Genomic DNA, 14,100 nt, shown 5'->3' with positions numbered 1-14,100 from the left:
GCACCCGCCGACAGCGCAGCCTCCCGTATTCGGCGCTGTCGCCCGAGGAATACGAAGCAGCGCGACATCCCACGCATCACACCCGGGCAAAAAGAAATCCGGCGGGGAGAAACCGCCGGATTGAGAGAGAAGAGAGAAGAAGGGTTCAATTATGGGGTCCGGAAGAACCTCGCCGGCAATGGGCTTCGGAACATCTCCCATCCGCTGACATGTCCCATATAACCGCCCCTCCCTTGGAGGAATGATGCGCGTTCCTGAAAAACCTCTGCACACCATGTAACGGTTTTGTAACCGCCCCTCTCGCGTCCCTCCCCACGCACACCCATCCTTCTCCCACACCCCACCCCCATGCACCCATCTCTCTCCCATGGTGCGGTAAACCCTTCATGGCGCAACCCTTCAAAACCGCATGATTCCGGGGTTATGGAGAAAGTGTGTTACCGCACCATGGGGATGGAGGTGGGCAATGCTGAATTTGGGGTAAGGGAATCTTCCCCTTATCCGAATATGGCAATTAATGGTCGATCATCGCTCATATTTGTCACGGCGATTGCCAACCCTGATTCGTTTTTCAAGTCCGTCGATGACTGGGCATGCAAAGAGCCGTTGCCCGCGATAACAACCCATCAGTTTTACCTAGAGCCATGGTGTCGTGGCTTGACCGTTGAAGGAGTAGGGTGTGGATAACGCTTGGACGGGTCTTGGGGAAGACCGGTTCTTAGCGGTGTGGGGGATTCATTCCATGCGTTTCCCGCCGGGGTCGTCCGGTCGCATGGCTGTTCGTGAACACCGGGCGTTGTCATATCGAAAACCGATTCGAGGAGGGGAAAGTGACGGCGGCGAGTTTGGATTTGGCGCAGTTGCGCAAATTGCAGCTGGAGCAAGAGAATAGAACGCAGATACCGTGGGCCATTCTTGTAGTCGTTTTGGCTATAGGGGCAGGTGTGTTCTTCCATTCATATAGTCCGAAGATAGCCACATTCTGGGTGTTCGGGCTCGCGTTCGGTTATGTGGTGCAGCGTTCCAGATTCTGCTTCGCGGCCGCGTCCAGAGATCCGTATCTGACGGGGAGCACGTCGCTACTGCGCGGTGTGCTGGTGGCGTTCGCGGTATCGACCATCGGCGTGAGCGCAATCAAGTATGGAGCATTTCTTGCAGATCCGAACGCGGAGGTCATCACCTCGGGTGTGAATGCGTTGAATCTGTCGCTGCCTCTCGGAGCGCTGCTGTTCGGCATCGGCATGGTGATTGCAGGAGGCTGCGCTTCGGGAACGTTGATGAGGATTGGCGAGGGCAATACCTTGCAATTGGTCGTACTCGTGTTCTTCGTGATTGGTTCGGCATGGGGCGCCCATGATTCCGGGGCATTCTGGTACAAGCTCACGCCGAACGCGCCGAAGGTGTTCCTGCCCGATGTGTTCGGTTGGCTGGGCGCCGTCGTTGTTCAGCTACTGGTGATCGCCCTGCTGTGGATCGCTGCGCTCAAATGGCAAGAGAAGAAGGCCGCTGCGGCCATCGCCGCAGCGGAGAGGGGGGAATGACATGGCCGAATACTCCATCGACTGCAAGGGCGAGGCGTGTCCCGTGCCGCTGCTCAACACAGAACGCAAGCTCGACGAGCTCGACAAAGGCGACACATTGATCGTTACGGTGGACCACACGTGTGCCATCAAGAACATTCCCGAATGGTCCCGTCTCCACGGACACAACGTGGAGACCATCGAAATCGGCACGGGCGTGTGGGCCATCGTCATCGTCAAATAACCCATCGAAAGCACGTATCAGAATCAATCAATGAAGGGAGCGGTAGGATGACCGCTGCAATAAGCGCCGGAGTGAAGGCATCCCGTTCGATAACCAATCCGTTTGCAAGACTCGGGCAACATGATCTCTACAAGAAGCTGCTCAAGGAGCCTCTGACCTATGTGACGGGGGCGGTGCTGCTCGCGATTCTCCAGATATCGTCGTTCGCGGTCCTCGGCAAAGGGTGGGGCGTGACGAGCGCGTTCACGAACTGGGGCGCGTGGATCTATCAGGCGTTCGGCGGTGACCCCGCCTCATGGGCATACTTCGCCTCCGAAAAGGGACAGAAGACCATCTCCGGCGGTTTTCTGCAGGATGGTGGATCCATCGAGGATATCGGAGTAGTCGTGGGTGCATTGATCGCGATCCTGCTCGCATCCCAGTTCCGCATCAGGGGCATCAGCGACAAGCGCCAGCTCATCGGCGCCATATTGGGGGGCCTGTTCATGGGGTACGGGGCCAGAATGGCTCAAGGATGCAACATCGGCGCACTGTTCACCGGAATCTCCGCGTTGAGCCTGTCCGGCTGGGTGTTCTTCATCTTCCTGTTCCTCGGTGCCATCATCGGCGGCAAAATCCTGTCCACATGGTTGGTGCGCAAGTGAGCGGTAACGACGACCGCAACCACTCCGATGATGACGGCGCATCCATCCTCGCCAGACTCCGCGCAAACGCAGCGGCATCCAGACGCGAGGAATGGTACGACGTCGCCATCATCGGCGGCGGCCCCGCAGGGCTCACCGCGGCCATCTACGCCGCCCAGGCCCGTCTGAAGACAATCCTCTTCGAGAAGAACGCCATTGGCGGGCTGATGACCACAACCGACATCATCCGCAATTATCCGGGATTCCCCGAGGGCATCACCGGTCGGGAGCTTTCCCAAAGACTCGAAGAGCAGGCCCGTGCCGCAGGAGCGTTATTGGCCGGCGTATCGGTCGATGAGGCGAAATTATCGGACAGGGGCGACCATGTTCTGAATACGTTCCGCGCCGACTATCATGCGAGGGCCGTCATCATCGCCACTGGAAGCAGGCCCCGCACGCTGGGCATTGATGGTGAGGACGACTACCTGTTCGGACGGGGTATCTCGTTCTGCGCGGTCTGCGATGCGTCAGCATGTCAGGGTCTGCCGGTCGCCGTCGTAGGTGCCGGCAAATCCGCCATCGAGGAAGCCCTGTATCTCGCGCGATATGCCAGCAAGGTGTATGTGATTGTGCGCAAAGGGGAGGGTGAGGTGGCATGCGGCAAGAGCCTGCTTGATCAGGCCCTTGCAGAACCGCGCATTACTTTCCTGTGGAACAGCCGAATCAGCGCATATCAGGGAGATGGGCATCTCGAACGTATCGTCATCAATACGGGATCCAATGGTTTGGGCGTCCAAGAGAAGGCAGTGGCCCGCGAGCTCGGTGTGCACCAAGTGTTCCTGTACATCGGTTTCACGCCGGATACAAGCCAGTTCGCTGGACAGGTGGAGCTGGATGACACCGGGCATATCGTCACAGACAGAGACTTATATGCGGGACTGCCGGGCGTCTATGCCGTCGGAGACGTGAGAACCACCAAAGTCAGACAGATTGCCACAGCTGTCGGTGACGGCTCCTATGCCGCAGTACAGGTGGAACGGTATCTGCTTGATGTGGCGTGACCCGCATGAAACGTTCTTGCGGATTGCCTCAAATCAACCGCCGAACCGACACTGTCTAGTTCGCGCGGATAGCTGACGCATATCCCGACACCTATCAAACATGGTAATGGTCGGTTTCGAGTGCAAGAGAAAAGCCCGGTGGGAATCCGGGCTTTAGGAGAGAGAAGAGAGAAGAAGGGATTCAGTTATGCGGCCTTGCGGCTTGACTCCATATAACCGCGTGATGTTCAACGTCGTGTGCATGGCGGCTGGGGGTTGCGTGGGAATGACTGGGTTGGCGGTGTCTGTCCGTATATAGCGGGAGGTTATAGGAGGAGGGTCATAGATGCGATAGCGGGACCCATGTGTCGTCTTTGCGGCTCGGGTAGGTTCGTTTCCTGTTGGGGTAATTGCTTGAGTTGGGAAGCTGTGTATGGGAGAGCGCGCATCTGTGGTAGGTTTTCGGCCCGTCGACTTGAAGCCGGTCGACGTGCGGACGGTTGATTTGCGGAAGTATGGGTTCGAAGTGGGGAAACGCAATCCGTCGCGGGAGCTGCCTTCGGCAGACGCCACTGTGGAACTGGCGGTGCGCGCCTCCGTGTTCATCGAACGATACCTGCGTGAGACGGATGATGGCGTCTATTGGGACAAGCCCGGTTACGATGACACCGATCTGGCCATATACGGTGGTGCCGCCGGCATCTCGTACTTCCATCTCAAACTCTCCCAGGTGACCGGGGATGAGCGGTATCGCGACATCGCGCTCCGGTCCGCCCGCTATCTTGCGAAGCACTGGGAATACGTGATCGGCCATTCGCCGCGCGGCTTCATCCGCGACGAGGGCGAGGGCGGGTATTACGGGATCGCCGGAATCGGCTTCGTGTTGGCGGAGGAATACCGCGCATTCCATGACGAGACGATCGGCGACGGGTTGCGGGCCATCGGCGACCATTACGTCGCGCATGCGCTGCAGGGCGAGGGCGGCGCCTACTGGACGGACAACATCTCCCTCATGGGCGATGGCGCGGTGATTCTCTTCCTGTTGGAGCTCCACGGGATTGTCCACGACGCACGGTATCTGGAACTGGCGGTATCCGCCGGCGACCAACTGCTCACGTGGGCGGAGGACACCGGTGATGGCGCGTTGGATTTCAACAGCTTCGCGAAGGTGGAACACCTCAACGAGCCTAACTTCGAACTCGGTGCCGCGGGCGCCGGCTACGTGCTGCTGTCGCTGTTCGAGCACACCGGGGAGGAACGGTACCGTGATGCGGCCTTGGGGGCATGGCGGCGGCTGGAGCAACTGAAACGACCGCAGGGGAAGGGCTTCCTCATCCCGTACAGGTTCGACGCGCAGGGTCGTCCTTTGGAGGAGGATGGTCGCATCGTCTACTACTTGGGAACCTGCCATGGTCCCGCGGGCACGGCGCGCTTCTACTACAAGCTGTATCAGGTGACCGGTGACAGGCGGTATTGGGAGCAGGTGGTCGCATTGGCCGACGGCCTTGAGGCGCTGGGGGCTCCCGAAAGGCAGTCGGCCGGGTATTGGAACAGCTACACGTACTGCTGCGGGCCCGCGGCGCTGCTGCAGTTCTATGTCGCCCTGTATCAAGTGGACGGCTCACCGCGTTGGCTTGATCTGGCGAAGAGGACAGCCGAGACGCTCGCCGGACTCGCCGAGGACGCCGGAGACGGCACCGTCGACTGGCCGGTGGCCTGGACTCGCGTCAGGCCGAAAGAGTTCTCCCGTCGCATCGGCTACTTCGACGGCGCCGCGGGAATCGCCTCCACGCTGCTGCAGTACGCGCTCGTCCAACGCGGCGCATTCGAGTGGGACAGACTGCCCGACGATCCGTTCCCCAACCATTTTGCGGGCACGGCCGCATGATTTGACGGAATCCACACATACGAGAAAGCGCCGCGCTCCACGGCCGTGGAGCGGACGGACAACAGATTAAGAGAGGTTATCCATGATTGCGAATAGGACGTTCAAGAAACTGGCGGGACTGGTCGCCGCCGTGGCATGCATCACCGGACTCGCGGCCTGCGGCTCACAAGGGGCCGCATCGAAATCGGGCGCGGGCGAGACGGTCGTGCGCGTCGGCACCGACGGCGTGTACCCGCCGTACACGTACGTCAACGACGACAAGCAACTCGACGGTTTCGACGTGGCAGTCGCCAAGGAGATTGACAAGCGTCTTGACGGGTACACGTTCCAGTACCAGCAGATCAAGTGGAACAGCCTGTTCCCCTCGCTGGACGCGGGCAAGATCGACGTCATCGCGAACGTCATCACCAAGAACGCGGAACGCGAGAAGAAGTATCTCTACTCCGAGACCCCGTACCAGTACGCCTCCTACGCCATCGCCTACAAGAAGGGACGCACGGACATCAGGAAGGCGTCCGACCTGTTCGGCAAGAAGGTCGACGCCGGCATGTCCAGCGAGACGACGAACTGGCTGCAGCAGTACAACAACGACAACGGCGGCAAGATCACCATCGTGCCGACCGACGGCGACATCACCAAGATGATGCAGGACATCTCCAACGGCAGGGTCGACGCCAACGTGAACAACCCGGTCGCGATCAACCGCGTCGTCAAGGCTCAGGGACTGGACGTATCGACCGTGACGCTGGTGGAGAAGGGCATCGAGCCGTCGCCCGCCTACCTGCTGTTCCCGAAGAACGAGAAGGGCACGGAACTGGAGAAGAAGATCGACCCCATCGTCAAGGACATGGTCGAGGACGGGACCATCAAGAAGCTCAGCGAACAGTACCTCGGCGCTGACTATTCGACCCTGGAGGCCATCAAGTCCGCCGCCGAGCAAGGGAAGTGACCATGGCGAACGCCGCCCTTCCCGTGAATCGTCCGGCACCGGCGTGGAGGTCGCTCGATGTCTGATACGGGAGCCATCTTCGATTTCGGGTTCCTGCTGCGCTCGATACCCGACATCCTCGCCTACCTGCCGGTCACGCTCCTGCTGACCGTCGTCTCGGCCGGATTCGGTCTCGTCTTCGGCTTCGTCACCGCGATGTGCCGGTACTACCGGGTTCCCGTGGCCGCACCCATACTGCGTGCGATCGTGTCCATCATGCGAGGGACGCCGGTCATGTGCCAGCTGCTGCTCTCCTACTACGGCATCCCCGTCGTGCTCAAGCTCCTCAACGAGCAGTTCGGCACCGCCATGTCGGTGGACTCCATACCGCCCATGGCGTTCCATCGTCGCGTTGTCGCTCAACTCGGGCTCGTACATGTCCGAGACGCTGCGCAGCTGCATGACCTCGGTGGACGTCGGACAGGTCGAGGCCGCGGAGAGCATCAACATGACCCGGCTCCAGACCATGCGGTACGTGATCCTCCCGCAGGCGTTCGCGACCGCCGTGGCGCCCTTGGGCAACACGGTCATCAACCTTCTCAAGGAAACCAGTCTCGTGTTCAATATCACCGTCGTGGAGATGATGACCGAAGCGCAGATCATCGGGTCCACCTCGTACCGCTTCTTCGAGGTCTACATCATCGTGACGGTCATCTACTACATCCTGTGCTGGTTCCTGGAACGAGGCGTCGCCATCGTGGAACGTCATTTCAGGCGGTATGAGAGAGGAGGCGCACGATGAGCGGCGCGTCAACGGCGGCATCGGCAACGGAGGCGTCGAAGACGGGGCTCGGCAAGGGCGGCATCAGCGTCGAATCCTTGACGAAACGATTCGGCGACAACACCATCCTCGACGCGCTCTCGGTCGACGTGCTCCCCGGACAGACCGTGGCGGTCATCGGCCCGTCAGGCGCCGGCAAAACCACGTTCCTACGCACGCTCAACTGGCTGGAGAAACCCGACGAAGGCTCCATCACCTGCAACGACGTCACCATCCACGCGGGCGACGAGGACTCCAGACTGCTCTCGCAGTTCAGGTCGAAAAGCGCCATGGTGTTCCAGCACTACAACCTGTTCTCGAACATGACCGCGCTCGGCAACGTGTCCATAGGCATGCGCCGTGTGCTGGGAATGGACAGGAAGACCGCGGAGGACAAGGCGCACGAACTGCTCGACCGAGTCGGATTGACCGACGTCGCCGACCACTACCCGAGCCAGCTTTCGGGTGGCCAGCAGCAGCGTGTGGGCATCGCCCGCGCGCTGGCCATGGACCCCGAATACATCCTGTTCGACGAGCCGACCAGCGCACTCGACCCCGAATGGGTGGGCGAAGTGCTCAAAGTCATGCGCGGCATCGCCGACGACGGCATAACCATGATCGTCGTCTCGCACGAGATGCGGTTCGTCAGGAACATCGCCAGCCGCGTACTCTTCCTCGAAGGGGGACACATCGTCGAGGACGGAACTCCGGCGGAGATTTTCGACCACCCCCGTCAGGAACGCACCCGCCAGTTCCTGTCCGAAGCATTCACACTGCCCGAGCAACAGTACCGGTAAAGAACTGGATCCAAGAGAAAAGCCCGGTGGGAATCCGGGCTTTAGGAGAGAGAAGAGAGAAGAAGGGATTCAGTTATGCGGCCTTGCGGCTTGACTCCATATAACCGCGTGATGTTCAACGTCGCATGCGTGGCGCCTGATAGTTTCATGGGTATATGGCTCGTTCTTCCCAGTCTGCCGGCCAAGCCGGAGGATGCGGTCTCTAATGCGGCCTTTTGGACGCGTGGCGGCTGATGATTCGCCGTTTTCTTCGATTGCATGCCATGCATGCGATCGTTCCGGGCAGCCCGATTGCCGTCGCCGTGATGATGGCGATCGTCAACGCGTCCTTTGGACTATCGGAGGATGGGGGAATGTCTTCGGTGATGCGCGCGCACGCCGGATACGAGCAGGCGGTGCGTGTTCACGCCGTACGGCGTACAGGTCATCAGGGTGACCCGGTCCTCGCCGGGTTCCATACGCAGCAGACTGTCGTCGTCCGGTTCGATCACGCTGATGCGGTCGACCCTGTATCCGAACTCCTTGCCCATCACGCCGATATAGAACGAATCTCCGGCATGGATTTCATCGAGTCTGGTGAACATGAGCGCGGATACGAGTCCGCGATGCCCGGTGATGACCGCATGTGTGGAGACGCCGCCGATTGGAAGGCTTGTGCCGTACAGATGACCCGCACCTTGCTCCAGCGTTTTTGCGGATGTGCCGTGCATGATAGGCATGGCGACGCCGATTTTGGGGATACGAATCTCCCCCATGAGTCCGTCTCCCATGTCCAGCAGTGATTGGTACTCGATGGAGGATTGCGAGGAGTTATCGCCGTCGTCAGTGGTAGTGGTCTTGTCATTGCCGTCGGCGAACGGATCCGCCACTTCTCCGAGCACATGCTGGCCTGATGCGGCGAGACGTTTGTTGTAGTCGCGGGCGGAATCCAATAGCAGATCTCTATGCGATTTCGGCCAGGATGCCACGGTCTGTCTGGCCGTGGCGATCGTCTGGGCATGTGCGAGCGAGGTGCGGCAGCATCCGATGAAGGGGATGCCGATGATGCCGATGCCGGCCAACACCATGAGAACGCTGATAAGATGCGCAATGATTGTCATGCGTCTAGGACCCCTTGTCGTGGGATCTATTGGATCACGGATGACGTCGTCCCATGACGGGAACGTTGGCGCTATCTCGTTTCCATCGTCGGCGTCCCGGTGTGGAATGATGACACTCATATGCGCTCCTTGCTCCGTATGCCTTATGCTCCACGCGATTAGAGGGAAAAGTGAGCGACGCACGTCCAACTAACTGGGGATGCTTCCTCTCCGAAGCCGTCGCTTCGATATGTGGCTTTGTATGATGCCTGACGTGTCGCGCCATTCCCGGCAAGTGGAATCTGAGGTTTCCGATGCCTCGGGATCGCAAGAGCGCTCCGCTGCGGGGGAAAAGCTGCGACAGCGGTACGGCGGGTGCGGGAGTCGCCTGCCGCGGTTGGTTCCGTGCGGCCTCCTCCTGTGCGATGCGCGCGCGTTCCGCCTCGGCCACCTGCTCCTGCTGCGCGGCGACCGTGCCGGCCAGCTCGGCCAGCCTCGCTTCGGCCTGCACGGCGTCCGCGAGGTTCCCGGCCGTCACCTCGACGCCGCGCCACGCGCCAGCGAGTTCGAGCAGTTCGCCGCGTTCCACGCTCTCCGGCGCCTGCGACAACGCTTCGGCCTGTGCGATGAGTCCGGCGATGCTCGCGTCGACGGTTTTCGACTTCGCGGCGACGGCTTCATCGTATCGCTGCCGCAATGCTGCGTTCCCTCTTCCGTCGTCGGGAAGCCACCGGCGCCAAACCGGCCATGCGACGCGGGGTCGATTACGATCCCACGTCGCATGGTCCGCCAGTGTCTGGTGCGGAACCGTTTGACGGAGCCACCGTTGGCCCCACCGCACAGGCTCCACTATCGGACGTTTTGGGAAGCTAAATGGTCACGTGACGTTTTTGACCTTCGTGCGACTTGCGGTATCCAGACAATCACTATTCATATACCGCGGCTTTCACGTACCCATTGTTCAACGGCGTCCGGTGTTCGAGGAATGTAGTCAGACAGCCATTCCGCGCCATGTTTGGTCACCAAAACGTCGTCCTCGATGCGCACGCCAATGCCACGAAACTCTGGTGGCACCATAAGGTCGTCGGCGCGGAAGTATAGTCCGGGCTCGATTGTGAGCACCATCCCATCGGTAAATTCACGACCCCAGTATTCCTCGGTGCGCGCGTGTGAACAATCGTGAACATCGAGGCCTAGATGATGACCGACGCCGCATGCCAGCCATCGGCGATGCTGCTGGCCTTCTGGGGAAAGTGCTTCTTCCACGGAGCATGGCAATATGCCCCAATCGTGCAGATAAGTAGCGATGACCCTCATGCAGGTATCGTGAATTTCATAGTATTTATGACCCGGCCCAATCGTCTCAAACGCCTGCTGCTGGGCGTCCAGGACCGCCTCATAAACTCGCCGTTGCAATGGAGTGAATGTGCCGTTCACTGGAACTGTTCTGGAGATGTCCGCAGCATAGAGGGCATGGGACTCCACACCCGTGTCGATGAGCAAGAGGTCACCATCGTGGACTTCACCGGAGTTGCGCATCCAGTGCAGTATGGGGGTGTGTTCTCCCGCAGCGAAGATCGCGCCAGGCATGCCGTTGCCTTCCGAACGGGCAACGGCGGCGAATTCACCTTCGAGCACACGCTCACCATATGGGCAGTCGATGGCATCGCCGAGATGGGCGAGAGCGCGGCTGATGCCGTGGTAGGTAGCTCGTACGGCTTTCGAGATTTCACTGACTTCAGTGGGATCCTTGATAAAACGCGCCTCATCAGCGGCGGCGAGCAGTTCCGCGTCGGATTCTGGCGTACTGGTCAGATGATGCCGGCGGCGTATGGAATCGATGAGTGTCGTGATGACGGAATCCGCCTCTCGTATGACGCGGACGCTACCCCCTGCCGCCAATGCATCATCCAGAAAACGTGACAAATTGGCGATCGGCTGAGTGTCGATGCCAGTGGCTTGAGAAAAATCGTCCAACGTGGGTCGCGGGCCGACCCAGTATTCTCCATAAGCAGGTGACGTGTAAAAGTCGGTCGTGGTGTTATCAGCGGGCGGCTGCAAGAACAAGGTCGCGCCATCAGGAGCAATTACAAGAACTCCGTTGGGTTCATGATCTTCTCCAAGTCCGGTGAAGTACGCGAACGCGGAATGCGGGCGGAACGGGTAGCTGAGGTCATTGCTGCGGGTCTTCAGCGTTCCTGCAGGGAATACGAGATATTCACCAGGGAACCGGTCAGCGATTCGCCCGCGTCTTCCAGCCGTGTATTCAATCGAAGCAATGCGAAGCTGCTGGATTGGACGGCGCCCCCATTGTTCCGTCATGAATCTGGTGAACGTTGCAGAATGTGGTCTGCGTGCACGATCGATGATTGCCTCATGTGTATGCCCGTCAAACGGTGTGGTAGATGCTGTTTGATCGTTCTCTGCCATGTTTCGACATCCTTCGTAGTATATGGGCGCATGGGGGTGCATGGCGTCCTGATAAAAACCGGACGGAATGATGCGTCCCGTAATTTGCATCGTATATACCGCTTATTTCTTTTTCAAAGAAATCGTCTTTATATCAGATGATAATTAATACATATATCAGAAATCGATTATAAGCCGATGACCCCGCAAATAAACTCTAAAATAAGATTCGTCGCAGCTGATGAATAAGCTATCCGCGCCATCGCGACATGTATTTGGGGATTATGGCTGACTGACGGACAGTGTCATTGGCTGCTATGACCAATTGCTGCGAGACATATAGAAGGAAGCAAGCATGGGGGTACATTCAACACGTGTAGTAAGCCTCATCAGCGGCGCTGTCGCGGCAGCGCTTCTGCTGTCCGGATGCGGAACGTCCACCGCTGCTAAGGATACGGGCGCAAGTAAGGCGAGTGATACGACGAATGAAACCATCTCTGTCTACAACGCGGAACCATCATCGGATTTGATTCCCGGCAACACGGCGGATCTGAGTGGCTTCGAAGTAATCAACCAGCTGTATGCCGGACTGGTCTCGTTCGACGAGAACGGCAAGACCCATTACGAGGTCGCCAAATCAGTGAAGGCGAACGCCAATCAGACGCAGTTTACCATCACACTCAAAGATGGTTGGAAGTTCTCCAATGGGGAGCCGGTGACCGCGGAATCGTTCGCGAAGGCCTGGAGCTTCACCGCCAACGCAACCAACGCGCAGAAAGCCGCCTCTTACTTGTCCGAAATCAAGGGGTATGACGAACTTCAGGACGGCAAGCATCCCGCAGATGCACAATTGTCCGGCGTATCCACACCGGACAAAAGCACCATCGTCGTCAATTTGAAAGCTCCGGATTCCGCGTTCACAGCGAAACTGGGCTCCATGTCCTTCTTCCCATTACCGCAGGTCGCATATAAGGACATCAAAGCATTCGGCCAGAACCCGGTGGGCAATGGGCCATACACTTTCAAGGAATGGCAGCATAACGCCAAAATTGTCGTAAAACGCAACCCGCAGTACCAAGGAAACCGCGTCGCCAAGAACGGCGGCATCGAATTCCGCAGCTACACGAGTCCGGAATCCGCATACGCAGATGTGCAGGCTGGAAACCTTGACTTCCTCGACACGATTCCTGCGACATACGTCTCCCAGTTCGCATCTGACAAGAGGGTGCAGTCGTTCAACAAGCCCGGCGCATCCTTCGTTTCGCTTGTCATCCCTGAACGACTCAAGCATTTCGACTACGGTCAGGAAGGCAATCTGCGCCGACAGGCAATCTCGCTTGCCCTGGACAGGAAACTCATCGCCAACAAAATATTCCATGGCACAGTCACACCGGCGACCGATTTCGGCGCTCCACCCATCCCCGGCTATTCCAAGAGCATCAACGGCAACGATGTATTGAACGTCAATGCGAAGAAAGCTAAGGAACTCTGGGACAAGGCGAACGCCATCTCGCCATGGTCCGGTGATTTCGCCATCGGCTACAGCGCAGCCGCTGGCGACCGTGCTTGGGTGATCGCCGCTGCAAATCAGATTGAAAGCGCGTTAGGGATTACCGTGAAAACCAACGAGTACTCTACTAGCAAGGAATTCAGGTCCAATATCGTCGATCGTTCAATCCAATCTGCGTTCATTACTTCCGTCAATCCCTCTTACCCGTCTCTCGACTACTACCTGTGGGCGTACTACTCCTCGGGAGCAGCGGATGGCAAGGGCTGGAATGAGGGCGACTACAAGAATCCCGAATTCGACAAGCTACTGGCACAAGCCGAATCGGAAAGCGATTTCAATAAGTCCGTCGTCCTTTACCACAAGGCCGAAACCATTCTGTTCCGCGATTTGCCGGGACTTCCCCTCTGGTACCGCAATGCGGTTGGCATAGCAGGGAAGAATGTCAAGAACGTCGACTTCACCATCCAGAACAAGCCGTTCTACGAACGTTTGACAAAATAACGTCATCCCCGAAAACGCTAAGCAACCTATCGCAAAGAACGGTCTTCGAATCATATTCGAAGACCGTTCTTCGGTCTAATCAGAATTCCGCACTTGTTGTTGTAGGTGGATTCATTGGCCTGTCGGTGTCGAAATTATAGGCGTCGGATTGCGGTTTATTCCCACCGATGAGCCAGGGTTCCCCAAAGTCCATCATGTCGGGCTCCTTTCCTTGTCGGTTGGGTTTCAGCATGGCGCATCAGGTTCGGAGCCGGCATAGGGACGGCTGTGTGGACCCCCTCAATCCGGTAGAGGAAATGAGGAGGCGGGTTCCGTATGAGCACATTCCCATGCGATGGCACCCGCCTGATTCATCGTCTCCGTCTCACCGCTTGAGCCCGCCTGCCTTGCGTCGTGTGACCACGGCGAAGGCGAAGCCCGCGACGGCGAGCAGCCCGCCGACGGCGACGAGCAAGGCGATGCCGCCGGAGCCGGTGAGCGGCAGCTGGGTGAGGTTCTGCACGTTGGACACGACGAGCGTCGAGCCGTCGCCGGAAGGCTTCACGAGCGCGTCGCCGACCGACGCGACCTTCTCGAACCGCACCGTGGCATCGGCGCCGTTGCTGGCGATGATGACGACCTTGAACTTGACGTCGAGGTCGCGGTATCCGGCGGACACGCCGGTCTCCTTGACCCAGTATTCGCCGGCTGCGAGGCCGTCGAACCTCACGACGCCGTCAGCCCCGGATGTGGCGGTCACGT

Annotated in this window: 13 protein-coding genes and 1 pseudogene; 10 read left to right on the top strand and 4 right to left on the bottom strand. The window is 58.8% G+C overall.

Annotated elements, in window-relative coordinates; genetic code table 11:
* Positions 1 to 782 precede the first annotated feature (782 nt).
* The 9 genes and pseudogenes from BFAL_RS01970 (at position 783) to BFAL_RS01935 (ending at position 7,860) form a co-directional block, all read left to right on the top strand.
* Positions 783 to 1,541 carry a YeeE/YedE thiosulfate transporter family protein gene (locus BFAL_RS01970; RefSeq protein ID WP_201780441.1) on the top strand — a complete coding sequence of 253 codons (759 nt, stop codon included), beginning with the start codon at positions 783 to 785 and terminating at the stop codon, positions 1,539 to 1,541.
* Position 1,542: 1 nt separating this feature from the next.
* Positions 1,543 to 1,764 carry a sulfurtransferase TusA family protein gene (locus tag BFAL_RS01965; protein WP_055426766.1) on the top strand — a complete coding sequence of 74 codons (222 nt, stop codon included), beginning with the start codon at positions 1,543 to 1,545 and terminating at the stop codon, positions 1,762 to 1,764.
* A 47-nt stretch (positions 1,765 to 1,811) separates the two neighbouring features.
* Positions 1,812 to 2,408 (top strand): YeeE/YedE thiosulfate transporter family protein, encoded by a 597-nt coding sequence (locus BFAL_RS01960; protein ID WP_082440273.1) that lies wholly within the window; start codon positions 1,812 to 1,814, stop codon positions 2,406 to 2,408.
* The gene (locus tag BFAL_RS01955; RefSeq protein ID WP_055426765.1) at positions 2,405 to 3,448 is read left to right on the top strand and encodes an NAD(P)/FAD-dependent oxidoreductase; all 1,044 of its coding nucleotides are present in this window, start codon (positions 2,405 to 2,407) and stop codon (positions 3,446 to 3,448) included. Before BFAL_RS01960 ends, BFAL_RS01955 begins: the two co-directional genes overlap by 4 nt.
* Before the next feature lie 505 nt (positions 3,449 to 3,953).
* Positions 3,954 to 5,315, top strand: coding sequence for a lanthionine synthetase LanC family protein (locus BFAL_RS01950; protein ID WP_160319016.1), 1,362 nt, complete (start codon positions 3,954 to 3,956; stop codon positions 5,313 to 5,315).
* Positions 5,316 to 5,397: 82 nt separating this feature from the next.
* Positions 5,398 to 6,264 carry a transporter substrate-binding domain-containing protein gene (locus BFAL_RS01945; protein ID WP_055426763.1) on the top strand — a complete coding sequence of 289 codons (867 nt, stop codon included), beginning with the start codon at positions 5,398 to 5,400 and terminating at the stop codon, positions 6,262 to 6,264.
* 57 nt (positions 6,265 to 6,321) lie between these two features.
* Positions 6,322 to 6,570, top strand: a pseudogene (locus tag BFAL_RS11830) (ABC transporter permease subunit); the annotation flags it as partial.
* Complete coding sequence (locus BFAL_RS11400) at positions 6,503 to 7,045, top strand: amino acid ABC transporter permease (RefSeq protein ID WP_269082754.1); 543 nt, start codon at positions 6,503 to 6,505, stop codon at positions 7,043 to 7,045. The pseudogene BFAL_RS11830 and the gene BFAL_RS11400, both read left to right, overlap by 68 nt.
* Positions 7,042 to 7,860: an amino acid ABC transporter ATP-binding protein gene (locus BFAL_RS01935; RefSeq protein WP_055426762.1), complete on the top strand. Its 819-nt coding sequence runs from the start codon at positions 7,042 to 7,044 to the stop codon at positions 7,858 to 7,860. The genes BFAL_RS11400 and BFAL_RS01935 overlap by 4 nt, the downstream gene beginning before the upstream one ends.
* 335 nt (positions 7,861 to 8,195) lie before the next feature.
* On the opposite strand, the gene BFAL_RS01930 is transcribed toward BFAL_RS01935, so the two are convergent.
* The 3 genes from BFAL_RS01930 to BFAL_RS10550 all read right to left on the bottom strand — a co-directional run bounded on the left by BFAL_RS01930 (position 8,196) and on the right by BFAL_RS10550 (position 11,369).
* Positions 8,196 to 8,960, bottom strand: coding sequence for a class C sortase (locus tag BFAL_RS01930; protein ID WP_055426761.1), 765 nt, complete (start codon positions 8,958 to 8,960; stop codon positions 8,196 to 8,198).
* 34 nt (positions 8,961 to 8,994) lie between these two features.
* Entirely contained in the window at positions 8,995 to 9,636 is a 642-nt protein-coding gene (locus BFAL_RS10900; protein ID WP_055426760.1) for a hypothetical protein, read from the bottom strand.
* 233 nt (positions 9,637 to 9,869) lie between these two features.
* Entirely contained in the window at positions 9,870 to 11,369 is a 1,500-nt protein-coding gene (locus BFAL_RS10550; protein WP_160319015.1) for an aminopeptidase P family protein, read from the bottom strand.
* A 334-nt stretch (positions 11,370 to 11,703) separates the two neighbouring features.
* Between BFAL_RS10550 and BFAL_RS01910 the strand changes: the two genes are divergently transcribed.
* Positions 11,704 to 13,359, top strand: a complete 1,656-nt coding sequence (locus tag BFAL_RS01910; protein WP_082440269.1) for a peptide ABC transporter substrate-binding protein — start codon at positions 11,704 to 11,706, stop codon at positions 13,357 to 13,359.
* Between the two features lie 364 nt (positions 13,360 to 13,723).
* On the opposite strand, the gene BFAL_RS01905 is transcribed toward BFAL_RS01910, so the two are convergent.
* A partial coding sequence (locus BFAL_RS01905; RefSeq protein ID WP_160319014.1) for a prealbumin-like fold domain-containing protein occupies positions 13,724 to 14,100 on the bottom strand: 377 nt, incomplete at its 5' end.

Source organism: Bifidobacterium aesculapii, assembly GCF_001417815.1.
Taxonomy (GTDB): Bacteria; Actinomycetota; Actinomycetes; order Actinomycetales; family Bifidobacteriaceae; genus Bifidobacterium; species Bifidobacterium aesculapii.
This window is presented reverse-complemented; position numbering and strand designations above follow the sequence as displayed.